The sequence below is a fragment of the Paenarthrobacter sp. FR1 genome, from assembly GCF_051106045.1.
Lineage (GTDB): Bacteria > Actinomycetota > Actinomycetes > Actinomycetales > Micrococcaceae > Arthrobacter > Arthrobacter nitroguajacolicus_A.
In genome coordinates, this window is the sequence record NZ_JBPFSF010000027.1 from 1 (window position 1) to 1127 (window position 1127).

Below are 1127 nucleotides of genomic sequence, written 5' to 3' on the forward strand. Positions count from 1 at the left end.
AACAACGAGTGGGTGCGGCGGCATAACAACCGGAACTGGCTTGAGCAGTTTGGTGACAGCCTCTGGGGTGAGGAGGCGCGTCCGAATATGGAGCCGGGGAACGCGCCGTCGTTCCCTTCGGAGTCTCCGGGTTCGGGGTCGCGGGAGACTCCGGGCCCGGGTGGCGGGTATGGGGGCGGGGCGTCGTCGGCGCGTCCGGAGTCGTTGCGGAGTTTCGCGGCGTCCTCGCGTGGGCTTGATGAGGGTGTTGCGTCGGTGCCGGGGTCCTTGGAGTCGGAGTTGTCTTCGTTCGCGGACCGGTGCGGGTGGGGCCGGATCGATGCTGCTGGTGTGGTTGCGGCGTTCCGGCAGTATTTGATGGCGAATGAGGCTGATGCGGGGTGGGCGGTGGTGGTCGCGGATGCGTTTGCTGCCGCTGGTGGTGAGGGCGCGGTTTCGACCCTGTCGGACGCGGCGGTGAACGAGGCGTTGGCCGCGGCGGGGGTGTCGGGGACCCGGACGGGCCTGGTCATTGATCCGCCCACGGCGGCCGGGGCGGTGCCCTCGAGTGGGTATGCGAATGATCCGGTGAACACGGCCACGGGTAATTTTATTGAGCCGGAAACGGATCTGGGGTTCGCCGGGGCGGCCGCGGGCCTGGTTCTCACGCGGATGTATAACTCCCTCGGCTCGGGCCTGGCCGGTGACGGGGTGTTTGGTCCGGGGTGGGCGTCGGTGCTGGATCAGCACTTGGTCCTCACCGATGAGGGCTGCCGGTGGGTGATGGCTGATGGGCGGGCGGTGGATTTCCCCCGTGAGGGTACGGGCTGGGCCCGCGCGGTCGGAGAGAACTTTTGGCTCACCCGCCACCCGGCCACGGAACCGTTCCTGGCGGAGCTGACCTCGGTCCCTACAGGTGTCACTGAGGTGTTGGTCGTGGCCGATAACCAGGGCGGCTGGTGGGCTTACACCACCGCCGGCGTGTGGCTGGGGACCGGGGCGGGGCCCGGGCGAACCATCTCGGCCCACCGCAGTGAAGCGGTCGACGGCGGCGGGCCGGGGGCGGTTGACCGGTTGGTGCATGTGCGGGGCCGGTTCGTGGAGATTGATTACGTCGGTGGTGTGGTGGCGGTGGTTCGTTCATCGGA

The 1127-nt window shown here is 68.6% G+C and carries 1 protein-coding gene; it reads left to right on the top strand.

Going from position 1 to position 1127, the window contains the following annotated elements:
• Positions 1-87: 87 nt before the first annotated feature.
• Positions 88-1127: DUF6531 domain-containing protein (locus tag ACR30Z_RS22560; RefSeq protein ID WP_434374675.1), on the top strand; the 1040-nt coding region annotated here is incomplete at its 3' end.